Origin of the sequence: Diaphorobacter sp. JS3051 (genome assembly GCF_015832135.1) — a bacterium.
Classification (GTDB): domain Bacteria; phylum Pseudomonadota; class Gammaproteobacteria; order Burkholderiales; family Burkholderiaceae_C; genus Diaphorobacter; species Diaphorobacter nitroreducens.
This window is the reverse complement of record NZ_CP065406.1, coordinates 1,611,283-1,632,990: the sequence shown is the minus strand read 5'-3', so window position 1 is coordinate 1,632,990 and position 21,708 is coordinate 1,611,283. Positions and strand designations below refer to the sequence as shown.

The 21,708-nt window shown below is 61.4% G+C and carries 22 protein-coding genes, 1 tRNA gene and 1 pseudogene; 21 read left to right on the top strand and 3 right to left on the bottom strand.

All coding sequences use genetic code 11. The features are described from left to right. Window positions 1-6: 6 nt before the first annotated feature. The 3 genes from I3K84_RS07765 (at window position 7) to I3K84_RS07755 (ending at window position 3,064) form a co-directional block, all read left to right on the top strand. A complete protein-coding gene (locus I3K84_RS07765) occupies window positions 7-483 on the top strand; it encodes a peptidylprolyl isomerase (RefSeq protein WP_015914095.1) in 477 nt (158 codons plus the stop codon). A gap of 13 nt (window positions 484-496) precedes the next feature. Further along, on the top strand, window positions 497-1,492 hold the full coding sequence (ispH, locus tag I3K84_RS07760; protein ID WP_011806548.1) for a 4-hydroxy-3-methylbut-2-enyl diphosphate reductase: 996 nt from the start codon (window positions 497-499) through the stop codon (window positions 1,490-1,492). Between the two features lie 249 nt (window positions 1,493-1,741). Next, window positions 1,742-3,064, top strand: a complete 1,323-nt coding sequence (locus tag I3K84_RS07755) for a hemolysin family protein (RefSeq protein ID WP_196995851.1) — start codon at window positions 1,742-1,744, stop codon at window positions 3,062-3,064. A gap of 3 nt (window positions 3,065-3,067) precedes the next feature. On the opposite strand, the gene I3K84_RS07750 is transcribed toward I3K84_RS07755, so the two are convergent. Next, a complete protein-coding gene (locus I3K84_RS07750) occupies window positions 3,068-3,748 on the bottom strand; it encodes an HPP family protein (RefSeq protein WP_196995850.1) in 681 nt (226 codons plus the stop codon). A 132-nt stretch (window positions 3,749-3,880) separates the two neighbouring features. Here I3K84_RS07750 and serS point away from each other — a divergent pair, with 132 nt between their 5' ends. The 4 genes from serS to I3K84_RS07730 all read left to right on the top strand — a co-directional run bounded on the left by serS (window position 3,881) and on the right by I3K84_RS07730 (window position 6,708). Beyond that, window positions 3,881-5,209, top strand: a complete 1,329-nt coding sequence (serS, locus tag I3K84_RS07745; RefSeq protein ID WP_088888457.1) for a serine--tRNA ligase — start codon at window positions 3,881-3,883, stop codon at window positions 5,207-5,209. A gap of 34 nt (window positions 5,210-5,243) precedes the next feature. Beyond that, window positions 5,244-5,333, top strand: a tRNA-Ser gene (locus tag I3K84_RS07740). A 388-nt stretch (window positions 5,334-5,721) separates the two neighbouring features. Beyond that, window positions 5,722-6,219 carry a hypothetical protein gene (locus tag I3K84_RS07735; protein ID WP_196995849.1) on the top strand — a complete coding sequence of 166 codons (498 nt, stop codon included), beginning with the start codon at window positions 5,722-5,724 and terminating at the stop codon, window positions 6,217-6,219. 165 nt (window positions 6,220-6,384) lie between these two features. Further along, window positions 6,385-6,708: a hypothetical protein gene (locus I3K84_RS07730; RefSeq protein ID WP_196995848.1), complete on the top strand. Its 324-nt coding sequence runs from the start codon at window positions 6,385-6,387 to the stop codon at window positions 6,706-6,708. Here I3K84_RS07730 and I3K84_RS07725 read toward each other — a convergent pair. Then, window positions 6,705-6,995 carry a helix-turn-helix domain-containing protein gene (locus I3K84_RS07725; protein WP_196995847.1) on the bottom strand — a complete coding sequence of 97 codons (291 nt, stop codon included), beginning with the start codon at window positions 6,993-6,995 and terminating at the stop codon, window positions 6,705-6,707. The genes I3K84_RS07730 and I3K84_RS07725 overlap by 4 nt on opposite strands. A 107-nt stretch (window positions 6,996-7,102) precedes the next feature. Here I3K84_RS07725 and I3K84_RS07720 point away from each other — a divergent pair, with 107 nt between their 5' ends. From I3K84_RS07720 to I3K84_RS07685, 8 genes are all read left to right on the top strand, one after another. Beyond that, window positions 7,103-8,086, top strand: coding sequence for a lysozyme inhibitor LprI family protein (locus I3K84_RS07720; RefSeq protein WP_196995846.1), 984 nt, complete (start codon window positions 7,103-7,105; stop codon window positions 8,084-8,086). Continuing rightward, window positions 8,083-8,862 carry an alpha/beta hydrolase gene (locus I3K84_RS07715; protein WP_196995845.1) on the top strand — a complete coding sequence of 260 codons (780 nt, stop codon included), beginning with the start codon at window positions 8,083-8,085 and terminating at the stop codon, window positions 8,860-8,862. Before I3K84_RS07720 ends, I3K84_RS07715 begins: the two co-directional genes overlap by 4 nt. Before the next feature lie 265 nt (window positions 8,863-9,127). Next, the gene (locus I3K84_RS07710; RefSeq protein ID WP_196995844.1) at window positions 9,128-9,487 is read left to right on the top strand and encodes a type I restriction endonuclease subunit M; all 360 of its coding nucleotides are present in this window, start codon (window positions 9,128-9,130) and stop codon (window positions 9,485-9,487) included. A 28-nt stretch (window positions 9,488-9,515) separates the two neighbouring features. Beyond that, window positions 9,516-9,842, top strand: coding sequence for a hypothetical protein (locus I3K84_RS07705; protein WP_196995843.1), 327 nt, complete (start codon window positions 9,516-9,518; stop codon window positions 9,840-9,842). After that, the gene (locus I3K84_RS07700) at window positions 9,835-10,746 is read left to right on the top strand and encodes a site-specific integrase (protein ID WP_196995842.1); all 912 of its coding nucleotides are present in this window, start codon (window positions 9,835-9,837) and stop codon (window positions 10,744-10,746) included. The genes I3K84_RS07705 and I3K84_RS07700 overlap by 8 nt, the downstream gene beginning before the upstream one ends. 651 nt (window positions 10,747-11,397) lie before the next feature. Beyond that, window positions 11,398-12,603 carry an ABC transporter substrate-binding protein gene (locus I3K84_RS07695; RefSeq protein ID WP_196996086.1) on the top strand — a complete coding sequence of 402 codons (1,206 nt, stop codon included), beginning with the start codon at window positions 11,398-11,400 and terminating at the stop codon, window positions 12,601-12,603. Between the two features lie 72 nt (window positions 12,604-12,675). Then, window positions 12,676-13,548, top strand: coding sequence for a branched-chain amino acid ABC transporter permease (locus I3K84_RS07690; RefSeq protein ID WP_196995841.1), 873 nt, complete (start codon window positions 12,676-12,678; stop codon window positions 13,546-13,548). Between the two features lie 11 nt (window positions 13,549-13,559). Beyond that, window positions 13,560-15,068 (top strand): ATP-binding cassette domain-containing protein, encoded by a 1,509-nt coding sequence (locus tag I3K84_RS07685; RefSeq protein ID WP_196995840.1) that lies wholly within the window; start codon window positions 13,560-13,562, stop codon window positions 15,066-15,068. Here I3K84_RS07685 and I3K84_RS07680 read toward each other — a convergent pair. After that, a complete protein-coding gene (locus I3K84_RS07680) occupies window positions 15,060-16,178 on the bottom strand; it encodes an IS630 family transposase (RefSeq protein WP_231403305.1) in 1,119 nt (372 codons plus the stop codon). The two genes, I3K84_RS07685 and I3K84_RS07680, sit on opposite strands and share 9 nt — an antisense overlap. Window positions 16,179-16,225: 47 nt before the next feature. Between I3K84_RS07680 and I3K84_RS07675 the strand changes: the two are divergent. The 6 genes and pseudogenes from I3K84_RS07675 to I3K84_RS07650 all read left to right on the top strand — a co-directional run. After that, window positions 16,226-16,510 (top strand): annotated as a pseudogene (locus I3K84_RS07675) (branched-chain amino acid ABC transporter ATP-binding protein); the annotation flags it as partial. Further along, complete coding sequence (locus tag I3K84_RS07670; protein ID WP_196995839.1) at window positions 16,494-17,198, top strand: ABC transporter ATP-binding protein; 705 nt, start codon at window positions 16,494-16,496, stop codon at window positions 17,196-17,198. The pseudogene I3K84_RS07675 and the gene I3K84_RS07670, both read left to right, overlap by 17 nt. Before the next feature lie 27 nt (window positions 17,199-17,225). Continuing rightward, the gene (locus I3K84_RS07665; RefSeq protein ID WP_196995838.1) at window positions 17,226-17,999 is read left to right on the top strand and encodes an SDR family NAD(P)-dependent oxidoreductase; all 774 of its coding nucleotides are present in this window, start codon (window positions 17,226-17,228) and stop codon (window positions 17,997-17,999) included. Between the two features lie 27 nt (window positions 18,000-18,026). Then, window positions 18,027-19,472, top strand: coding sequence for an aldehyde dehydrogenase family protein (locus tag I3K84_RS07660; protein ID WP_196995837.1), 1,446 nt, complete (start codon window positions 18,027-18,029; stop codon window positions 19,470-19,472). A 3-nt stretch (window positions 19,473-19,475) separates the two neighbouring features. Beyond that, window positions 19,476-20,297: a shikimate dehydrogenase gene (locus tag I3K84_RS07655; RefSeq protein WP_196995836.1), complete on the top strand. Its 822-nt coding sequence runs from the start codon at window positions 19,476-19,478 to the stop codon at window positions 20,295-20,297. Beyond that, the gene (locus I3K84_RS07650; RefSeq protein ID WP_196995835.1) at window positions 20,287-21,675 is read left to right on the top strand and encodes an FAD-binding oxidoreductase; all 1,389 of its coding nucleotides are present in this window, start codon (window positions 20,287-20,289) and stop codon (window positions 21,673-21,675) included. The genes I3K84_RS07655 and I3K84_RS07650 overlap by 11 nt, the downstream gene beginning before the upstream one ends. The last annotated feature ends 33 nt before the right edge of the window (window positions 21,676-21,708 follow it).

The window sequence follows — 21,708 nt, the reverse complement described above, 5'->3', positions numbered from 1 at the left end:
GCTTTCATGACCGCAGACGCCTTCGCATCCTCGTCCTCCGTGCCCACAGTGCAACAGGGCTCGTTCCTCACGCTGCACTACCGCCTGGCCGGCCCGGCGGGTGACGTGATCAATACCTTCGAGGACAAGCCCGCCACGCTGTCGGTCGGCACGGGCGAGCTTTCGCCCGCGCTGGAGCAGCGCCTGATCGACCTGCCCGAGGGCGCGCGCGCCACGTTCGAGCTGGCCGCGGGCGAGGCTTTCGGCGAGCGCAACCCCGACATGCAGCAATGGGTGGCCAAGAAGCTGCTGAACGAGCTGGGCGACCCCCACGAGGAATACACCGTGGGCGACGTGGTGCAGTTCCCCACGCCCGACGGCACGGGCCAGTACGCCGGCGTGGTGCTGGAGGTGCGCGAAGACGGCGCCGTGCGCTTTGACTTCAACCACCCGCTGGCGGGCGTGCCCGTCACCTTCGAAGTGCTGCTCATCGGCGTGCTCTGAACGGGACGCCGCCATGCAAAAACCCCAGGAAATCGTTCTGGCCGAGCCGCGCGGCTTTTGCGCGGGGGTGGACCGGGCCATCGAGATCGTCGAGCGCGCCATCGCCAAGTTCGGCGCGCCCATCTACGTGCGCCACGAGATCGTGCACAACACCTACGTGGTGAACGACCTGAAGGCCAAGGGCGCGATCTTCATCGAGGACCTGGACGAGGTGCCACCCGGCGCCACGCTGATCTTCTCGGCCCACGGCGTGAGCCGCGCTGTTCAGGACGAGGCGCGCGCGCGGGGTTTCACCATCTTCGACGCCACCTGTCCGCTGGTGACCAAGGTGCATGTCGAGGTGGCCAAGCTGGCCAAGGAAGGCTACGAGTTCATCATGATCGGCCACAAGGGGCACCCCGAGGTCGAGGGCACCATGGGCCAGTTGGACCATGGCATCCACCTGGTGGAAGACGTGGCCGACGTGGCCCGTGTGCAGCCCGCGCAGACCGAGAAGCTGGCCGTGGTCACGCAGACCACGCTCAGCGTGGACGACGCGGCCGAAATCACCGCCGCCGTGCGCGCGCGCTTTCCCTCCATCCGCGAGCCCAAGCAGCAGGACATCTGCTACGCCACGCAGAACCGCCAGGACGCGGTGAAGCTGCTCAGCCCGCAGGTGGACCTGGTGGTCGTGGTGGGCAGCCCCACCAGCTCCAACAGCAACCGCCTGCGCGAGCTGGCAGCGCGCCTGGGCACGCCGGCCTACATGATCGACAGCGTGGACGAGCTGCGCCACGAGTGGTTTGACGGCATCTCCCGCGTGGGCCTCACGGCCGGTGCGTCGGCACCCGAGGTGCTGGTGCAGGCCGTGATCACGCGGATCAAGGAACTGGGCGCGGTGGCCGTGCGCAAGCTGGACGGCATCGAGGAAACCGTGAAATTCCCGCTGCCCAAGGGCCTGAAGCTGGACACTGCGACGGGCCTGGAGATCACCGAGCGCCCGCCCGAAACCGGACCGGGCGGACACTGAACGCACTTCTTCGCCCGCTAAAGCCGGGCGTCGCGGGGCTGCACAAACCCTGTCTGCGACAGCTTTGCTTCATTATTGATAGCTGCTCGCGCTTGATGGATAAGCGCTAAGGGCATATTTGGCATCTATATTGCAATGCCTGGGCGTGGGTGGGGCATGTGGCACCGGATGGCCAATCCCCCGCAGAATGTGGGCCTCTTTACAATTTCCGCTTCTTCACACCGTGGGGGCACGCTGGGCCCCCTGCATATGGAAATAGCAATACTGTTCGCCCTCATCCTGCTCAATGGCGTGTTCGCCATGTCCGAGCTGGCTTTGGTCTCCGCGCGCAAGACGCGCCTGCAGAAGCTGATCGATGAGGGCGATAGCGGGGCGATCGCCGCGGCCAAGCTGGGCGAGAACCCCACGCGCTTTCTCTCCACCATCCAGATCGGCATCACTTCGATCGGCGTGCTCAACGGCATCGTGGGCGAGGCGGCCCTGGCCAAGCCGCTGCGCGAGTGGCTGCTGGGCCTGGGGGTGGAGCCGCAACTGGCCGGCTACCTGGCCACGGGCCTGGTGGTGGTGCTGATCACCTACTTCTCGATCGTTGTGGGCGAGCTGGTACCCAAGCGGCTGGGCCAGAGCTACCCCGAGACGGTGGCGCGCGTCGTGGCGCGCCCCATCAACTGGCTGGCGCTCGCCACCAAGCCCTTCGTGCGCCTGCTGTCGATCTCCACCGAGGGGCTGCTGCGCGCCCTGGGGGTGAAGGAGTATTCCGCCAGTGCCGTGACGGAGGACGAGATCCACGCCGTGCTGGCCGAGGGCACGAGTGCCGGCGTGATCGAGTCCCACGAGCACCAGATGGTGCGCAACGTGTTCCGCCTGGACGACCGGCAGATCGGCTCGCTCATGGTGCCGCGCGCGGACGTGGTGTTCCTCGATGTGGAGGAGCCCTTCGAGGAGAACCTGCGGCGCATCGAGGAGTCCGACCATGCACGCTTTCCGGTGGTGCGCGGCGGCATGGAGAACATCCTGGGCGTGCTCAACGCGCGCCAGTGGCTGTCGCGCACGGTGCGCGACGCCCAGGCGCGCGACCTGACGACCCAGCCGCTGCAGACGGCGCTGTACGTGCCCGAGACCATCAATGCCATGGAACTGCTGGACAACTTCCGGCAGTCCGACGTACAGATGGCCTTCGTCATTGACGAGTACGGCGAGGTGCAGGGCATCGTGACCGTGCAGGACATCATCGAGGCCATCACGGGCGAGTTCCAGCCGCGCGACCCTGAAACCTCTTGGGCCGTGGAGCGCGAGGACGGCAGCTGGCTGCTGGATGGCCACATTCCCGTGCCCGAACTCAAGGACCGCCTGCAACTGTCCACCGTTCCCGAAGAGGACCGCGGCCGCTACCAGACCCTGAGCGGCATGGTCATGTTGCTGACCGGCAAGCTGCCCAAGGTCACCGACACGGTGCAATGGGAGCGCTGGCGCTTCGAGGTGGTGGACATGGATGGCAAGACCATCGACAAGGTGCTGGCCTCGCGCCTGCCCGATGAGGAGGCCAGCGCCGATCCCGCGAGCGGCGACTGAGGCTCAACTCCACAGGTCCAGCGGCGGGTCCGCCGCCACCGCGCGCAGGATGTCGGTGCGCGAGATGAAACCCGCGAGCAACCCGCGCTCATCCGTCACCGGCAGGCCGGGCAGGCCGGTGTCCAGCAGCACGCCCGCCACGCGGCGCAGTTCCGTGTCCGCAGCCACCGTGGGCACGGGACTCACCATCACTTCGGAGACCGGCCGGCGCGCGAGCTCAATGGCCTGCTTGACCGCGCCGGGCTCGGGCAGCAGGTCCAGGGGCGCCATGTCGGCGCGCAGCAGCAGGCCCACCACTTGGCCCTGATCATTCACCACGGGGGCCTGTGCGATTTCGTGCTCGGCCAGCGTCTGCCACGCATCGTTCACGCGCTGATCGGGGGCCACCGTGAGCGCGCCCGTGGTCATCACGTCGCCCACGCGCGACAGCGGCTGACGCGGCTGGGCGGGGCCCTGCTCGGTCTGTACATAGGCCGATACGGCCTCCAGCAGGCGCATGGGCTTGGGCGTCGCCGTCTGCGCCGTGGCGGGAGGGGCTGCGGTCGCAACAGGTGCCGCGTCGCTGTCCAGGGCGCGCGTGCGCAGGGCCTGGGGGCGGTGCACGCGCCGCACCGGCGCCACCTGCGCCAGCTTGTCCGGTCCACCCCGGTAGATTTGCCCCGAAGGGCCGAACACGAAAAACATGGTTTTGCCTCCTGACCCCTGGCCAATGCACCCGCATTGATGGTGCATTGCCATGTTATCGGCGCGAAACGCCGCGGCTTTCGCCCCAGTACGCTCTTAGCATGCCGGGCTGCGCCACTAAAATCGCCGCCTATGCTAGACATCCTCCTCCTTCGCAAAGACCTCGCATCGGCCGTCGCACGGCTGGAAACCCGCAAGAAGCCCCAGGCCTTCCTGAATGTGGAGGCGTTCCAGGCCCTGGAGTCCGAGCGCAAGACCATCCAGATGCGCACCGAGGAGTTGCAGTCGCAGCGCAACCAGCTGTCCAAGCAGATCGGCATGCTCATGGGCAAGGGTGAGAAGGACGCCGCCGAGGCTGCGAAAGCCCAGGTGGCCGCGATCAAGGCGGAACTGGACGGTTCTGCCACCCGGCTGGATCAGATCCAGGGCGAACTGCAAACGATGCTGGCCGCCGTCCCGAATCTGCCGCACGAGAGCGTGCCCGTGGGCTCGGACGAGAGCGCCAACGTGGAGGTGCGCCGCTGGAGCCCCGATGGCCAACAGCCGCGCAGCCTGGGCTTCACCCCCAAGGACCATGTGGACCTGGGCGAGCCGCTGGGCCTGGACTTCGACATGGGCGTGAAGCTCTCGGGATCGCGCTTCACGGTGATGAAGGGGGGCATCGCGCGCCTGCACCGGGCCCTGGCGCAGTTCATGCTGGACGTGCAGACCCAGGAGCACGGCTACACCGAGTGCTACGTGCCCTACGTCGTCAATGCAGACTCGCTCAAGGGCACGGGCCAATTGCCCAAGTTCGAGGGCGACCTCTTCGCGGCCCAGAAGGGCGGTCAGGATGCTGAGCCCGTACCCGACAACGCGCAGCTGTACCTCATCCCCACGAGCGAGGTGCCCCTGACCAACTTCGTGCGCGACGAAGTCTTGGCCGAGGCCCAGCTGCCGCTCAAGCTCACGGCCCATACGCCCTGCTTTCGGTCGGAAGCCGGCAGCTACGGCCGTGACACGCGCGGCATGATCCGCCAGCACCAGTTCGACAAGGTCGAGATGGTGCAGATCGTGCATCCCGACAAGAGCTACGAGGCGCTGGAGGAAATGACCCGCCATGCTGAGGCTGTACTGCAGAAGCTGGGCCTGCCCTACCGTGTGATGAGCCTGTGTACGGGCGACATGGGCTTTGGCGCCGCCAAGACCTACGACCTGGAAGTGTGGCTGCCCGCCCAGAACACCTACCGTGAGATCAGTTCGGTGAGCAACTGCGAAGCCTTCCAGGCCCGCCGCCTGCAGGCGCGCTTCAAGAACGCGCAGGGCAAGAACGAGCTGGTGCACACCCTCAACGGGTCTGGCCTGGCCGTGGGCCGCACGCTGGTGGCGGTGCTGGAGAACTACCAGAACGAGGACGGCAGCGTGACCATTCCCGAGGTGCTGCGCCCCTACATGGGCGGCCAAGCCACGCTGCCGGTCTGAAATTTCCTGCTAGAATCGCGGGCTTCGACACACAGGAGAGGTGGCAGAGTGGTCGAATGTACCTGACTCGAAATCAGGCGTAGTGGCAACACTACCGTGGGTTCGAATCCCACCCTCTCCGCCATACAAAGCTTGTAAGTGCTTGATTGCTAAGGGAATTTAAAATTTTAGCAGGCAGCATTTATCAAAGCAAATATCAAAAGCCGCAGCGAGTAATCGTTGCGGCTTTTGTCTTTCCAGGTGCGCTCCAAGTGCCATGACGGCGAGCCATCGCAGCCTGTGCAGGGCTGCGAAGTTTTTCAGTGCTCGATCCGTGAATGAGCCCCGTGGTACGGTTAAAAAGCCGTCACTCCAAGTCATTGCGTAGCGCACGGCATCTACTCGCACAGCAGCCTCCTCGTCGACAGGGCTATTTCCCCATTCCCCTCGCTGATTGCCAAGTCTCTAAGCGGCCCCCGCTGCAGAGGCCGGCACTGCTGTGCACTTTTCATTTCTGCACAGGAGCACGCCATATGGCAACAACCCCGAACCCAAACTCGTTCCAGCCCACTTTTCGACGTGTGGCCCAGCAAGGTCGGCATGATGACACCTTTGCGGTGATTTCCATGCTGACCGGCAAGACCACGGATGCGATCTTCCGCCAGGCAGAGGGTTTGGGCCTACCGAAGATAGGCCCCTTTCATGTATGGATCGATGGCGACATGATCGCCAAGTTGCTGGCAGGAAACGGCCTCGTCGCCACGGTCTGGAAAGAATGCTCCAGCTACAAGGACTTACCAGAGGTAGCCATCGTGATGGTGGACTACGACGCCGACTGGGAGGTTGGGCGCTGCGTGCTGTACCACCGGGGCACCTCCAGCGATGGCAAGACAGCGCAGCCCTACGTGGTTGACCCCTACCCGCATGCGGATAGCAAACTGCACCTGCGTATAGGCACCGCCGAATTGAATGGACTGCCTCCCTCTTGGTTCATCGGTGTCATGCAGATGGCGAAGACCGCAGGGAAGTGAACTATGCGTGGGCCGTACCTGTTCCCCGCGCTGCAAGGCCAGACGGTCACGGCCCTGCGCGTATGCGATCCCGCTGCAAACCCTTCGGCAAAGCCTACGCACTTCGGAGCCATCGTCCTGCAATGCGAGCGCCACGCCCTGTTGTGCTATTGCCCTGTGCGGTACTTGCTCTACCCCCACGGCAGCAGCTTCGGCCAATGGGGCGACATCACCGCCGCCCTGCCATTTCGGGCCATCCTGTGCGAAGTAGAAGACTTGGAGGACTGGCTGCCGATCACAGCGGGAGCGCATTGGTCGCACCACGTTGTATCAGCGCCATGCCCGGTGGGCGAGGTTCTGGCCGAAGCGCCGCAAATGGTCAAAACCGAAGACGCGGCCGATTGGCGATTGGATTTCCGGTTCACGGGCAGAAGGCGGCTGCGGCTGTCCCGCATCGCTAAATACAACCGCCTGCAGCTCGTGCCAGCAGAGGCGGATTGGGCTGGCTAACGCTTGCCCTTGCGCGTCGGCAGTTCCTGCATCAGCTCGTCCGCTGTCAGGCCGAGCCCCTGAGCAATCCGCCAGATGTTGTACAGGGTCAGATTGCGCTCGCCCCGTTCCACAGCGCCGACGTAGTTGGCGTGCAGGTCAGCCTTCTCGGCCAGCATTTCCAGCGTCATCTGCCGCTCGATCCGGAACTCCCGCAGCCTGCTGCCGAATACAGCCTGCACCCGGTCGCGCTCCTGCACGAAGCGTGCTTCGAGCGGTTGCGGCTTGTTGACGAGCACCCGGACCATGCCGGGTAGTCTGTTTTCTCACCCCTTATCAGTCCACAAACTATCCGTTTGTTTATGGCAAACTGACAAACTAACCAAACGGATAGTGTTTATCTTGGATATTCAGAATGGCGACCGCTGATTTCAATCTTGGTACTACTTGCCCTAGCACTGCACGTAAATACCTCAGCCTTCGGATTGCCGTGCTGGCCACCACCGTGGCCCTGGCTGGGTGCTCTTCCCAGCCGGAGACGGCCGACATTCAAAAGGATCTGGCCGAAGCCTATGCCTGCCCCATCCTGGAACTGTCGGAGGTGAAGAAGGTCGATGGCGCCGCCAACGGCAAGTCCTACGACGTGACGTTCACCCACACGATGAGCATCAAGGGTGGCGCAGAGGCTGCGGCAAAGCTGTTCGCCGAATGGTCGCATCTGGCAGGCCAGCAACTGCCCGCCAAGATGGCACTGGAACAGGCCCAGGCCACGGGAAATGTCGCGGCCATCACCCAGGCCGAGCAACAGCTCAATGCGATGGACGCTCGGCTGGTTCAGATCATGCCCTGCGAGACGCTGGAAGCCGTGACCCGCTTGCAGGTCATGCGCGCCAAGGCCGATGAGGCCGTCAAGGCGGGGCAGAACGCAGCCCCTGTCTCAATCAAAGTCCGCGGCACGGGCCGTATGGGCAAGGCCGAGAGCGGGTGGCACTTTACGGGTATGCCTGCGTTCAACACGGTGGAAATCGTGACGGCACCAGCGACCTACCCACGCTTTGCCGTGCCAGCAGCGCCTGCCGCCACAACGAATCCCGTTCCCATGGAGGTGTCTGGACGTAGCGGAATGGCCTCAAGCGCGGAGGCCATCGCACCCACAGGCCCCAGCTTCGATTGCGCGAAGGCATCCACGTCCGTCGAAAAGATGATCTGCTCCAGCCCGGAATTGGCGGCTGCCGATGCCCGGACGGTAGCGGCTTACAAGGCGGCGTTGTCGGCGTCCAGCAATCCAGAGGGGATCAAGCAGCATCAGGCCCAGTGGCGGCGTGCCGTCCGCGATGTTTGTACGACACCGGAATGCGTGACCACGGCGTACCAGCAGAGACTGGCGGAATTGAAATGATCCGCTGGCGCAGAATCCTTGCAGGGCTGGCGCTGGTTGCAGCGGCCATCACTGCCCAGGCGGAAGGCGCGTTATTCCGAGTGCCCACTCGTGAGGGCGTCACTACAACGCTGTTCTGGGAGGTAGCGCCCGACGCCAAGGCTACCGTGTTCCTGTTCCCCGGAGGCGGCGGTGGCTTCGGTAAGTTCGAGGACGGCAAAGTCACCGGGGGCAACTTCCTGGTGCGCTCCGCGCCGTACTTCCTGGTCAATGGCTTCAACGTCGCGATCTTCGGACGCCCCAACGATATGGAAGAGCTGGGTTGGACGGAGCGGACTGAACCCAAGCACATGACCGACGTTGCCAAGGTGCTGGAGTTCGTGAAACAAAAGAGCAATCTGCCCGTGTGGATCATTGGCACCAGTCGCGGCACTGTCTCCGCGACCGCTACGGCAATCAACGTCCATGATCCGGCCATCGCAGGGCTGGTGCTGACGTCTAGCGTGGTTCGCTTCGCCACTCCAGGTGCTGTCCCGCGCCAGGACCTGAAGGCTATCAAGATTCCGGTACTGGTCTACCACCATGCCAAAGATGCCTGCAAGCACTGCCAAGCCAGCGAAACACCTTTCATCATCAAAGGACTGAGCAACGCTCCGATCAAAAAGCTGATGCTGGTTGATGGAGGTGCCAACCCCAGCGGCGATGTATGCGCGGGCCAGCACTGGCATGGCTTCATCGGCATGGAGAGCGAAGCGGTTGACCAGATTGCTAGCTGGATCAAGGCTCCGGTGAATTGAGCGTCGCGCACTGGTACGGGACGGCAAAGTTATCGGCGGCTTGCCGTCGCCGATAGGACGCCAACACAATCATTGCACCGCCAGTTCACGGCGACTATGACGGGATAGACCTCACATCCCGTCATCCCTTCTCTCCGGCGTGCCGCCGCACGCCATCGCTTCTTCCTTCTCTTCCCCTTCACCGACCACATCGGGCTGCATACTGGCCCCGAGCGTTGGCGGCTGCGTGCGCCGGAGTTTTTTCCTTCTTTGTGGAGAACTCCCGATGCATGACTATCCCCCCACCTATTCCAGCCCCCGCGACGTTGACCTTCGCAGACAGGCCCGCAAGCCTCTGTTTGGGCTGGGGCGCGTGGTTGCCACACCCGGCGCGTTGAACATCCTCACCACGGCCCAATGCCATCCGGTGCAGCTATTGCAGCGCCATCAGCATGGTGACTGGTGCGATCCCGGCGAGCTCTGCACTGCGGACAAGGCCGCCAATGACCACGCCTTGTTGACGGGTGGCCGCTTGCTGTCGGTCTATCGCGTGGACGGCATTCGGCTGTATGTCATGACCGAGGCTGTGAACGATGGCTCGGAGCGGCGGGACAGCACTTGCATCTTGCTGCCTTCGGAGTATTGAAATGTTGGCGCCCAATACTCCACGGCCCATGCGGGTGTTGATGACGCTGCTGCCTCGGCTGGCAGTCAGTGCCCAGCACGAACCCGATTTCGACGCCAGCGATGCCACGGTGCTGGTGCAGCTTGCGGAGGCGGCCGAACTACTCCAACGTATTCTTCAACTGGGTATCTCTGCCATCGGGCAGTTGCTGGCCCATGCCTCGGTGCAGGTGGAAACCGGGGAACTGGCCCAGGATACGGTTGAAGCCCTGGGGTGGCTGCTGGCCGAACTCGGGGATACGGCAGCGGCTTGCGTTGAGCTGGCGGCGCCCTGTCGACATGCGACGGTGGACTTCACCGGAGCGCGCCATGGCTGAACGTGTAGCACCCTCGGCCCAGGTCAACCACTACACCCAGGCGGCACTGGCCGACAACACACACCGCAGCTACAAGGCCGATCTGGCGCACTTCCGCGCCCATGGTGGCACTATTCCTACAACGGCAATCAAACTGGCCGAATACCTCGCCAGCTTTGCGGATACCTTGGCCGTGGCCACCTTGCAGCACCGGCTGATCGCCATCCACCGGGCGCACTTGGAGGCTGGGCACACATCACCCGCCATGGACTCCCTGGTCAAGCGCACCATGCAGGGCATCCGGCGAACGAAGGGCACGGCCCAACGGCGTGTCAAGGCGCTGGTCAAGGACGACATCATCGAGCTGGTTCTGACGGCGGAGAAGCAGAAACCGATGAAGGCGGCGCGCGATGCGGCGCTGATCCTGGTGGGCTTCGCGGGGGCCTTTCGGCGCTCGGAGTTGGTCAGCATTCGCAAGGAGGACATCACTGCTTTCGACCATGGCATCGAGATTCACATCCGACGCACCAAGACCCAGCAGGAGAAAGGGCACACGGTGTTCATTCCCTACGCCAAGTCCTCGCGCTGTCCGGTCAAGGCACTGGAAAAATGGTTGGCGCTCAGCGGTATCGAGCAAGGGCCGTTGTTCCGGCCTATCAACCGACATGACCGAATCGTCGGTACCGAGGCCTTGACGCCGCAATCAGTGGCCCTGGTGCTGAAGGGGGCGACTCGTCATGCCAAGAGCGAGGAGGCTGCGAAGTCAGTAGCTGGGCACAGCTTGCGAGCAGGTTACTGCACGGAGGCAGCCAGCATTGGTGTCACCACTCACGTCATCATGGAGCAAACGGGGCACCGCTCCAGCGCGACCCTGGCGAAGTACATCAGACCGTTGGCGCGCAGGAGGACGCCAAGTTTGCTTTGACTACTCAGCCATAAATATCTCTCGACCCTCCATACGGACTGGCCGAAACAGGCTGAAAGCCACCATCCACGTTCCATCGTCGTTTCGGCGTCAGAGTAAAAAACCTGTCCTTCGTCGCATGCCAGCGTGTAAGTCAGTTGAGCGTCCGGCAGGAGTCCTTTGCGCGCGCGACACTTTGTTGTTCACCTTGTGCAGGCTGCGGTACATCCATCTGGATCCCGGTTTCTTCAACGCAGCGGCGAGGTGTGCTCGCCGTATGTCTTGAGAGAATTACACACTCCGCTTTTTTGCCTTAACAGGCTGCTGCATGACGAGTGCCCGTAGGTCCAGTGCAATCAGGCATGGATCATGACTCCATGCAAAGAGGGCGGTCACGCCACAAGCGATCTATCGGTGAGTTGATCAACCTTGTCAGCGCTGCACGTTAGACGTGATCCGTCTGGTGGCTCGCACTATCACCAGGATGACAGGCCGATAAGGTCTAGTTGATCTGTCGGGGTGGGGTAAATACCAATAAAAAGTCTTTGCCTTTGAACAAACTTTGAAGCGCTTCATATTAGACTTGCACGGGGAGATGCGTTTTGATGCGCATTTATATGCTTCAAATATGAAGCGCTTCATTTTTCGAAACAACCAAGGAGACCGCTGGTGATCAAGAGTCTGAAAAACTGCGTTCAAGCGTTGGCTTGCGTGTGTGTCATTGCCGCTGCGCCCGCGTATGCGCAAGATATAAAGCTTGGTGCTTTGTACCCATTTAGTGGTGGCCTAGCCCTACTGGGTGATGAGAGCTATCGCGGAACCCAGATGGCGGTTGACGAACGTAACGCAGCTGGAGGTATCAACGGCAAGAAGATTGTTCTCGTCAAGGCAGACGCAGTCGATGCGAACCAGGCCGTCGGTGAGGCGCGCCGGTTGACCTCGGTTGAGGGCGTCTCTGCAATCTTCGGCAGTTACGCCTCAGGCATTTCTGCCGCTGCGACGCAGGTCACCGAACTGGCCGGCGTGCCCTACTTCGAACTGGGGGCCGTAGCCGATACGATCACCACGCGCGGCTTCAAATACGTTTTCCGCAGCAACGCTACTGCCAAGAGCTTTGCGGAACGCAGTGTTGAGTCTGTAGTCAAGGTGATCGCACCCATGCTGAAGGTGGATCCGGCGTCCTTGAAGATCGCGATCATCCACGAAGATGGTTCGTACGGCACCCTGGTGGGCAACTTCCAAAAGGAAGAAGCCAAACGGCTGGGACTGAACGTGGTGGAAAGCCAGCCTTACTCGGCGAAGAGTGTTGATCTGTCATCTCTGGTGTTACGTCTCAAGGGGGCCAACGCAGACGTGGTACTCCAGACCTCGTACCAGAACGACACACTGCTTTTCTTCCGCCAGTCCGCCAGCGCCGGCTACAAGCCGAAGGCCGTGATCGGCGCGGGCGGTGGCTATTCCCTTCAGGAAACAGCGCAGGCATTGGGCTCTGCGGTTGAGGGTGTGTTTAACGTCGATTTCCCTCAAATTACCATGAAGGACTCCGGGGCCCCAGGTCTCAAAGAGTTCGTGACTGCGTACGAAAAGCGCTATGGCATACAGCCACGCTCTGGCCACAGCCTGGTGAACTACGTGGGTGCGAAAGGCTTCCTGGATGCGCTTGCCCAAGCGAAGTCCACTGACAAGGACAAGATTCGTGAAGCTGTTTTAGCCTATCGCAAACCGTTGGGCGGCAACGCTGCCGGCTGGGGCTTCCAGTTTGCGGACAACGGACAAAACCAGTTGGCATCGACCAATCTGATGCAGTGGCAAGGCGGCAAGCTTGTCACCGTGTATCCAGACGCCGTCGCGATTGCCAAGCCGATCGCTGCCAAATAAACGGTCAGGCGACTTTCCCTTTATCCATTAGCGCCATGCAAGGCATAGCCTTGCATGGTGTGAGGGGCTGCTGTGTCCATTCTCATACAACTTCTGGTCAATGGCCTGCTGCTGGGTGGTGCTTACGCCATCATCAGTATCGGCCTGACACTTATTTTCGGCGTCGTTCGCGTGGTCAACTTCGCACACGGCGAGTTTCTGATGGTGGGCATGTATGCCGTGTGGTTACTGGCTCAGTACCTCGGTCTGCATCCGTACGCTTCGGCCGGGTTGGTGGCTGTGCTGCTCTTTGGCATCGGTGCACTTATGCAGCGGACTGTTATTCAGCCGCTTCTGTCGGCAGATGCCCATATCCAGATTTTTGCCACGGTGGGTGTTTCGACGGTCCTCCTGAACCTGGCACTGATGGTGTTTGGGGCAGACATCCGCAAAGCGGAAGTCTCGTATGGCACCGAGCCGATGTCGCTGGGAAGTTTCACGTTCGTCAGCGGTCAGATCATCACATTCGTGCTTGCGGTGATCGTCGCAGGGGGTATGCACCTGTTCCTGAAGCACACCTACACGGGGCGCGCCTTTCGCGCTCTCGCTCAAAACCGAATGTCCGCGGCGCTCATGGGGGTGGACGTAAACAAAGCCTACGTGCTCGCATTTGGCATCGGGGCTGGCCTCGTTGGCTTGGCGGCCGGTTTGCTGGCCGTGCAGTATCCGGCCTTCCCAACTGTGGGGCAGTACTTCGTGCTGACGGCGTTTGTGATCGTCGTCCTGGGTGGTATGGGGAGTTTGCCTGGAGCCGTTATCGGATCGCTGCTCATCGGCCTGATCGACAGTCTGGCGGGCTATTACGTAGGCCCCGCGCTGAAGGAGGTCGTGTACTTCCTGCTGTTCCTGGCCATCCTTATTGTTCGACCAACCGGCCTGTTTGGTCTGGGTCGTGGATCTGAGTAAAGGACATCACCATGATGCCCCCCATCTTGCACCCCAGGGTTTACGTTGGCCTGCTGGCCTTGTTGTCCATACTTCTGGTGCCTCTCGCAGTCAAGTCGCCATTTGTATATCACCTGGCTATTCAGGTGTGTGTCTTCGCCGGGCTGGCAACTGCCTGGAACATAGTCGGCGGCTTTGCTGGGCAACTGTCTCTCGGCCACGCCGTCTTCTACGGCATCGGTAGCTACTCGGCAGGCCTGCTTGTCGCTATGTTCGGGATATCTCCCTGGATTGGTATGTTTGCCGGTGCTGCGATTTCCTCGGTCGTTGCGCTGATGATCGCGTACCCAACGCTGCGTCTTCGTGGCCCTTTCTTTTCACTGGCTACGATCGCTTTTCTCGAAGTCGTCCGTCTGCTGGCGGTACACCAGGAGGGGTGGACCGGCGGTTCTGCCGGGCTAAACGTGCCGTTGCAGGTTGGGCTGCCCTGGATGATCTTTCGGGAAAAGTGGGCGTACCTTCTGGTGGCGTTTGGATTCTTCCTGCTCGCACTCTTGGTGAGCTGGCTGATCCGCCGATCGCGATTCGGCTTCTATCTGATTGCTGTGCGCGAACGCGAAGACGCAGCCAGGGCCGTTGGCGTGAACGCTGTACGGGCCAAGATTGCAGCGGCGGTGATCTCTGCAGTGCTCACTAGCCTGATCGGCAGCTTTCATGGCATGTACCTGACATTCCTGGAACCGTCGTCAGCCTTCTCGTTGGAGATGTCAATCCAGATCGCAATGTTCGCCTTGATCGGCGGCTTGGGTACCGTGGCGGGCCCGGTGATCGGTACCGTGTTGGTCTTGCCAGTGGCAGAGTTGGCCCGTGGATGGTTGAGCGCCTTCGGGAACGGAACGCATGGGTTCGTGTACGGCCTGCTGTTGATTTTTGTCGTGTTGTTCTTCCCGCGCGGTCTGGTGGGGCACCTTAGCGAACGTGTACTGCGCCTGATCGACCGCCTGCCCAACGGTGCCAAGGCCAGGAGTGTCGTGTTACCCACCGCTGCCATCAAGCCGCCGATAGCCACCAAAGGTCAACCCATCTTGCGTGCAGAGGGACTGCATAAGCGCTTCGGCGGTCTCAAGGCCACTGATAACGTCTCGCTGACATTGCACCAAGGTGAAATTCTGGGTGTGATTGGTCCCAACGGTGCGGGCAAGACCACTGTGTTCAACCAGCTCTCGGGTTTCATCAGGCCCGACCAAGGCACTGTGAGTGTGCTAACAGACAACGGCTGGGTCTCACCACGTTCACCCGAGACGTTTGCTCATGCAGGTGTTGGTCGCACGTTCCAGATCGTTCAGCCGTTTGCCGGTTTGTCGGTTATGGAAAACATCATGCTGGGTGCATTCATGCACACCCGCAACCGTGCCGCTGCCGAAGCCATTGCACGGGAAGTGGCCGAGTTGACCGACCTGACTCCACTGCTGGACACCGAAGCCCGCAGCCTCACCGTGGGAGGCATGAAACGCCTTGAAGTAGCGCGGGCCCTAGTGTAGTGTTGCATTCTGTTTGGAACTTAATCGGCTATTGGCGCGGATGACCTTTTGCAGGATGTCGCGAGCGTTCTTGGTCCAGATGAACGGCTTGGGGTTGGTGTTGTGATGCGCGATGTACTCATCGATGGCCGAGACGAGTTCGGGCACGCTGGTGAACACCCCGCGGCGTAGCCGGTTCTCGGAGATGTCGCGAAAGAAGCGCTCGACCATGTTCAGCCACGATGCCGAGGTCGGCGTGAAGTGCATGTTGAATCTGGGGTGCTTGGCCAGCCACTCCTGCACAGCTGGATGCTTGTGCGTGGCGTAGTTGTCGGCGATCAGATGCAGCGTCTTGTCCTTGGGCGTCTCCCGATTGATTTGACGCAGGAACTTCAGCCACTCGATGTGGGTGTGGCGCTGCTGGCACTGGCCGATGACCTGACCGTTGAGCACGTTGAGCGCAGCGAACAAGGTGGTTGTGCCGTTGCGCTTGTAGTCGTGCGTCATGGTGGCCGCGCGCCCCTTCTTGAGCGGCAGCCCGGGCTGCGTTCGGTCCAGCGCCTGCACCTGGCTCTTTTCGTCGCAGCACAGCACCAGCGCATGCTCGGGCGGCGACATGTAAAGCCCCACGATGTCTTCGAGCTTTTGCACGAACTGCGGATCGCGCGAGACCTTGAAGCCGCGCACGATGTGAGGCTTGAGACCGTGGGCCTGCCAATGGCGCATCACGGTGCTGGCGCTGACGCCCAACTCAGCGGCCATCGTGCGCGTGCTCCAGTGCGTGGCCGCCTCGGGCTTGGTCTGTGTGGTTAGCTTCACAAGCTTGGCCACATCCACCTTCACCGGCGGTGCGCCGCGCGGCAAGTCGCGCTCGATACCTTGCAGCCCCAATTGCAGGTAGCGTTCACGCCAGCGCGCCACCTGCACGCGCCCAATGCCAAGCTGCTCGGCAATATCCTTGTTTTGCAGCCCCTGCGCGGCCAGCAGCACGATCTGGGCGCGCTGGGCCAATCTGACGCTGGTGCGCTTGGAGCGCGCCAGCCGGCTCAGCTCGCTTTCCTCTTCATCCGTCAACACAATCGTCGGGGCAACTCGCAATTTTTCACTCCAATGCAAACCGTAGTAGAGCATTGGAGCGTGGTTGCTCAATTAAGTTTCATTAAGAATCAAACACTACACTAGCCACCCGGCCACGCATTCTGCTGCTTGACGAGGTGCTGGCTGGTTTGAATCCGTCCGATGTGGCGCGGGCCATCACCATGATCCGGCGCATACGGGATGCAGGTGTATCGGTGCTGATGATCGAGCACTTGATGCAAGCCACCATGGCGTTGTCCGACCGAATAGTGGTCATCAACGTGGGGCAAGTCCTGCGTGAGGGTAAACCGGCCGATGTGGTCAACGACCCGGCTGTCATCGAAGCCTATCTGGGAAAGGGATACACCCATGCTCAAACTGCGTGATGTGAAGGCCGGCTACGGCAAAAGTGAGGTGCTGCAAGGTGTGTCGCTGGATGTGCAGGTTGGGGAGGTGGTCACACTTGTCGGGGCAAACGGCGCCGGTAAGACGACCACGCTCAAGACGCTCTGTGGCATCGTAAAGGCACGCAGTGGCAGCATCGAGTTCGACGGCATTGAGCTGACCTCTCATGCGCCTCATGAGATCGTTGAGCTAGGGGTCACGATGATTCCCGAGGGGCGGCAGCTATTTCCGTTCCTGACCGTGGAAGACAACCTGCTGATGGGGGCCTACAAGCCTTCGGCCCGCAAGTTCCACCAAGAGCGCATGGAGCGTGTGCTGGCCATCTTTCCCCGCGTCAAGGAGCGTCTGGCGCAATTGGCCGGCTCGTTGTCGGGAGGCGAGCAGCAGATGGTGGCCATTGCGCGCGGAATGATGGCCGACCCGCGGCTACTGATCTTTGATGAGCCGTCACTCGGACTTTCTCCTCTGCTGGTAGACCAGATGTTCAACGTGATTCGAACCGTTGCAGAGCAGGGCACTACCGTCTTGCTCGTGGAGCAGAACGTATTTCATACGCTGCAGATCGCGGATCGGGGATACGTGCTTGAAAACGGGGCTATCACTCTGACAGGCACCGGGAAAGAGCTTCTGGAAAACCCGCACGTACGCCGCGCGTACCTGGGTCATTGAAGTCCACCACTTCAAACGGAATATCACATGGACAACGAACAGACACACCAAGGCCGGGTGGTCCTGGTGACCGGTGGCGGTGGTGGTATCGGTTCGGCAATAGCCGAACAATATGCTCTGCGAGGCGCCGCGGTAGGCATTGTTGACCGCTCAGCCGAGGCAGCGGTTGCCCTCGCCTCCCGGCTGACGGCGGCAGGCCACAGGCTCCACGTTGTTGCCGCGGACGTGGGGCGGTTTGACGACTGTCAGCGTGCGTGTCACAGCATCGAAGCCGCGTTGGGGCCAATCGATACGGTCATCAACAATGCTGGAATTTCGCCCAAGCATGGTGGCCTGCCTGCACCCATCTGGCAGATGGATCCGGCGGAATGGCACCAGGTGATGGACGTCAACTTGAACAGTGTCTTTCACTTCACGCGTTTGCTAGCTCCGGGTATGGTTGAGCGGCGCTTCGGCCGCATCGTCAACATGTCCTCGGTGGCGGGCAAGGCGTACCTGGACATCGTCGCCGCACACTACAGCACCACAAAGGCGGCGCTGATCGGTATGACCCGGCACCTCGCAGGCGAACTGGGTCCCCACGGAATCACCGTCAACGCTCTGGCACCTGGACGCATCGACACTCCCATGGTCGCGGGCGCCCCTGTTGAGGCCAATCAGGCGGTGATCGACGTGACGCCTCTGCGGCGTCTTGGAAAACCCACGGAAGTGGCTGATGCCTGCCTGTTTCTGACCTCCGAACGCGCCAGCTTCATTACCGGGCAGGTTATCGATGTGGCTGGTGGCTGGCTCATGACCTGACCCCCCATTTTGAACAGAACAAACACTATGAGTACCAAGCTACACAAGAACTTTATTGCTGGCGCGTGGGTCGACGGAGTCTCCGTCGGTTTGAACCTTAACCCTTCGGACACCAACGACGTGATCGGTGAATACGCTCGCGCCGATGCCGCACAGGCCGCACAGGCCATCGATGCCGCCCACGAAGCGCAAAAGCTATGGGCCAATTGCACCGCAGAACAGCGTTCCGATGCGCTGGACCGAATCGGGACGGAAATCTTGGCCCGCCAGGACGAACTGGGCACCTTGTTGTCGCGCGAAGAAGGTAAGACGTTGGCTGAGGGGGTGGGCGAAGTGGTGCGCGCGGGGCGCGTATTCAAGTTTTTTGCGGGTGAAGCCTTGCGTCTAGGCGGCGAAAAACTGCCATCCATCCGCGCCGGTGTCGATGTCGAGGTCAGCCGAGAACCCGAAGGTGTGGTGGGCATCATCACGCCTTGGAACTTTCCTATCGCCATTCCAGCCTGGAAAATCGCGCCTGCCTTGGCCTACGGCAACGCCGTGGTCTTCAAGCCGGCCGATCTGGTCCCAGGTAGTGCCTGGGCGCTGTCTGAAATCATCGCCCGCGCCGGGAAGTTGCCAGACGGCGTCTTCAACCTTGTGATGGGCCCGGGCTCCAAGGTTGGGCAGACGCTCGCAACCTCCCGAAAGGTACGCGCCATCACCTTCACCGGCTCGGTTCAGACAGGTCGCGCCATTGGTTTGACGTGCATGGAGCGCGGTGCCAAGGTCCAGCTGGAAATGGGGGGCAAGAATCCGCTGGTGATCCTCAACGATGCGAATCTCGAACAGGCTGTTTCTGTCGCGATCAACGGGTCGTTCTTTTCCACCGGGCAGCGCTGTACGGGTTCCAGCCGGCTGGTGGTGGAAGATGGCATTCACGATGCGTTCATCGCCGCGATGGCAAAGCGGATGGCCGCACTCAGTGTGAATCACGCGCTCAAGCCAGGAACAGACATCGGTCCAGTCGCCTCCCAGGACCAGTTGGATCAGGACATGCACTACATCGAACTGGGCTGTCAGGAAGGTGGGCGCCTGGTCGCCGGCGGAGAACTGCTGGTGCGTGAGACCCCGGGGTTCTACCTATCGCCAGCACTGATCACCGAGACGCAGAACACCATGCGCATCAACCGCGAAGAAGTCTTCGGTCCTGTGGCGTCCGTCATCCGCGTCAAGGACTACGAAGAGGCGGTGGCAACAGCCAACGACACCGATTTCGGTCTGTCTTCTGGGATCTGCACCACTTCGCTGAAGCACTCGACGGATTTCAAACGCCGCTCAACCGCCGGCATGGTGATGGTCAACGTGCCGACGGCCGGGGTCGACTACCACGCGCCGTTTGGCGGCCGCAAAGGATCCAGCCATGGTCCCCGTGAACAGGGTACTTATGCCCGCGAGTTCTACACCTCAGTCAAAACTGCTTACACCCTGGCCTGACCCATGCAAGTCATCACTGGAAACACCCAAGTCTTTGGCATTCTCGCGGACCCTATTCATCACGTCAAAACACCTCAGAGGATCAACAGCCACTTTGAGGCGGAGGGCTTCGATGGCGTGATGGTTCCCATCCATGTCGGCACGGATCAACTGGCCGCAGTTGTGCAAGGGCTGCGGGTCATGAAAAACCTGGCCGGCTTTGTGGTCACGGTGCCTCACAAGACGGCCATGGTCGATTTGTGCGACGAAGTGTCTGCCCATGCGCGGCTCATCGGGGCGGTCAACGTGGTCCACCGGACGGAACAAGGGCGACTGATCGGCAGCATGCTGGACGGGGAGGGATTTGTCGCGGGACTGCGCCATGAAGGCATCGAGCCGAGGGGCCGAAGTGCCTATCTGGCCGGGGCTGGCGGCGCCGCAAGCGCCATTGCTTTTGCCCTGGCCTGTGCCGGTGTGAGCCGCCTGACCATCGCCAACCGCACCACCGACAAAGTACGCCAGCTCATAGAGCGTATCCGCACGGTGGCGCCTGGAGTGGAGTTGCTGGTCGGGACTGACGATCCCTCCAGACACGACCTGGTAGTGAACGGTACGTCGCTGGGCCTACGCGGTGATGACGCCCTGCCGCTCGATACTGCGCGCCTTCACCCGGAACAGACAGTGGCTGAAATCATCATGCAGCCCGCTGAAACAGCCTTGCTCAAGGAAGCTCGTGCCAGGGGGTGTCGCATTCACATGGGTGCGCCCATGCTCGCCAGTCAGATTCCCCTGATGGCGGCCTTCATGCGTCATGGGCACACCGAAGGAGTAGAGCATGCAGAGTGACGCCTTACTCGCAGCTCTGGGTCAGGTTGTCGGTGAGCGTGGCGTTGTGACCGAAGAGACTGATCTGATCCCCTTTTGTCACGACTGGCGACAAATGTTCGTTGGGCGCCCACTATGTGCCGTGTTGCCGCGCAAAACCCAGGAGGTGGCGGAAGTGGTGCGCCTGTGCTCGAAAGCCGGTGTGGCCGTGGTGCCGTACGGCGGAAATACCGGTTTGTCGGGTGGAGCAACACCCGACGCCAGCGGTCAACAGGTGGTGCTGTCGCTGGCCCGCATGAATGCCATTCGGGACATTGATGTGATAGGCGAGACCATTGAAGTCGAAGCCGGTTGCGTACTCCAAACGGCGCAGCAAGCTGTGAATGAAAAGGGACTATTGCTGCCTATTACCCTTGCTGCAGAAGGTTCGGCGCGCATCGGTGGCATCGTCTCGACTAATGCGGGTGGCACGAACGTGCTGCGCTACGGCATGGCGCGTTCTCGTATTCTGGGGCTGGAAGTCGTCACCGCGGACGGCCAGGTGATCAACGGACTGCGACGCTTGCGCAAAGACAACGCGGGCTACGACTGGAAACAGTGGTTTATCGGCACCGAAGGTACCCTGGGCATTGTGACTGCTGCTGTGTTGCAACTGGCACCCAAGCCGCGCTACCGTGTTACGGCTTTGCTGGCCGTTCCGTCTCCGGCCGATGCTTTGAGGGTGCTCTGCGCCGCTCGGGCAGCGATAGGCGAGACGCTGACCGGGTTTGAATTGATGTCGGGTGCATCTCTAGAGCGGGTGAGCCGACACCAGCATCTCAAGGTACCTCTGGGCGATTCAGCTTGGTACGTGCTTCTGGAGGCCAGTTCCTCTTTGCCTGGGCTGCGGGACGCCACGGAGGCTTTCCTGGGCGAAGTGCTCGAACAAGAGATAGCCTCCGATGGTGTGGTGGCGGAATCCGAGCGCCAGGAAGCGGATTTGTGGGCCTTACGCGAATCCATCACGGAAGCTGAGGGTCGAGAGGGTCGTTCGGTCAAACATGACGTATCCGTGCCCATCTCGGCAATACCGGACTTTCTGAAGGCAGCCGATGAGGCGGTAATGTGCGCCTTTCCCGAAGCACGCATCAACACGTTCGGTCATGCTGGTGACGGCAACCTTCACTACAACGTGATTGTCCCGGCGTCGCTGGATGCCTCAGCACTTAACCGGCTGGTGCACGACGTCGTGGTCGAGTTCGGCGGAAGTATCTCGGCAGAACACGGCATCGGTCAGTACCGGGTAGACGAACTCGTGCGGTGTCGAGCCCCGCTTGAATTGCACATCGCACGGCGTATCAAGCAGGCCATCGATCCTCAGAACACCCTGAACCCTGGCAAGGTGCTCGCCCTCCGTTGATCGCGGTGGAATCAATCATTAATGAAGTTCTAA

Excerpts from the sequence above, each read along its gene's own strand:
- I3K84_RS07700 (WP_196995842.1), top strand. The coding sequence starts at position 9,835 with ATGGCTGAACGTGTAGCACCCTCGGCCCAGGTCAACCACTACACCCAG.
- I3K84_RS07725 (WP_196995847.1), bottom strand. The coding sequence starts at position 6,995 with ATGGTCCGGGTGCTCGTCAACAAGCCGCAACCGCTCGAAGCACGCTTC.
- I3K84_RS07765 (WP_015914095.1), top strand. The coding sequence starts at position 7 with ATGACCGCAGACGCCTTCGCATCCTCGTCCTCCGTGCCCACAGTGCAA.
- serS (WP_088888457.1), top strand. The coding sequence starts at position 3,881 with ATGCTAGACATCCTCCTCCTTCGCAAAGACCTCGCATCGGCCGTCGCA.
- I3K84_RS07680 (WP_231403305.1), bottom strand. The coding sequence starts at position 16,178 with ATGCTCTACTACGGTTTGCATTGGAGTGAAAAATTGCGAGTTGCCCCG.
- I3K84_RS07685 (WP_196995840.1), top strand. The coding sequence starts at position 13,560 with ATGATGCCCCCCATCTTGCACCCCAGGGTTTACGTTGGCCTGCTGGCC.
- I3K84_RS07755 (WP_196995851.1), top strand. The coding sequence starts at position 1,742 with ATGGAAATAGCAATACTGTTCGCCCTCATCCTGCTCAATGGCGTGTTC.
- I3K84_RS07650 (WP_196995835.1), top strand. The coding sequence starts at position 20,287 with ATGCAGAGTGACGCCTTACTCGCAGCTCTGGGTCAGGTTGTCGGTGAG.
- I3K84_RS07750 (WP_196995850.1), bottom strand. The coding sequence starts at position 3,748 with ATGTTTTTCGTGTTCGGCCCTTCGGGGCAAATCTACCGGGGTGGACCG.
- I3K84_RS07705 (WP_196995843.1), top strand. The coding sequence starts at position 9,516 with ATGCGGGTGTTGATGACGCTGCTGCCTCGGCTGGCAGTCAGTGCCCAG.
- I3K84_RS07655 (WP_196995836.1), top strand. The coding sequence starts at position 19,476 with ATGCAAGTCATCACTGGAAACACCCAAGTCTTTGGCATTCTCGCGGAC.
- I3K84_RS07720 (WP_196995846.1), top strand. The coding sequence starts at position 7,103 with ATGGCGACCGCTGATTTCAATCTTGGTACTACTTGCCCTAGCACTGCA.
- ispH (WP_011806548.1), top strand. The coding sequence starts at position 497 with ATGCAAAAACCCCAGGAAATCGTTCTGGCCGAGCCGCGCGGCTTTTGC.
- I3K84_RS07715 (WP_196995845.1), top strand. The coding sequence starts at position 8,083 with ATGATCCGCTGGCGCAGAATCCTTGCAGGGCTGGCGCTGGTTGCAGCG.
- I3K84_RS07660 (WP_196995837.1), top strand. The coding sequence starts at position 18,027 with ATGAGTACCAAGCTACACAAGAACTTTATTGCTGGCGCGTGGGTCGAC.
- I3K84_RS07665 (WP_196995838.1), top strand. The coding sequence starts at position 17,226 with ATGGACAACGAACAGACACACCAAGGCCGGGTGGTCCTGGTGACCGGT.
- I3K84_RS07735 (WP_196995849.1), top strand. The coding sequence starts at position 5,722 with ATGGCAACAACCCCGAACCCAAACTCGTTCCAGCCCACTTTTCGACGT.
- I3K84_RS07670 (WP_196995839.1), top strand. The coding sequence starts at position 16,494 with ATGCTCAAACTGCGTGATGTGAAGGCCGGCTACGGCAAAAGTGAGGTG.
- I3K84_RS07710 (WP_196995844.1), top strand. The coding sequence starts at position 9,128 with ATGCATGACTATCCCCCCACCTATTCCAGCCCCCGCGACGTTGACCTT.